The following is a 269-nucleotide window of genomic DNA, read 5'->3' as shown; positions in this document are numbered from 1 at the left end:
AAGGGTAGGGGAATCGCATATGGCGATGGAGGGGTGTTGCCAAGCGGTTGGAACTGGATTCTTTGGGTGTCTCTCGCTTCCCGAGGGAGACCAGAATGCGCCAACTCAAGCGCCTGCTTCGACCACTCAAGGACCCCCGCGCCAGCAACGTGCGGCACGATCTGGTGGAGATCATCGTCATCGCCTTGGCGGCGACACTGGCCGGCGCCAAGACCTGCACCGAGTTCGAGTTCTTCGGCAAAGGCCGAGAGGAGCTGTTGCAGCGGTTC

At 61.3% G+C, this 269-nt stretch carries 1 protein-coding gene; it reads left to right on the top strand.

The annotated features are described in order from the left end of the window. Window positions 1-95: 95 nt before the first annotated feature. A partial coding sequence (locus OU789_RS16890; protein ID WP_274656960.1) for a transposase family protein occupies window positions 96-269 on the top strand: 174 nt, incomplete at its 3' end.

Source organism: Halocynthiibacter sp. C4 (genome assembly GCF_028823805.1).
Classification (GTDB): domain Bacteria; phylum Pseudomonadota; class Alphaproteobacteria; order Rhodobacterales; family Rhodobacteraceae; genus Falsihalocynthiibacter; species Falsihalocynthiibacter halioticoli.
This window is presented reverse-complemented; position numbering and strand designations above follow the sequence as displayed.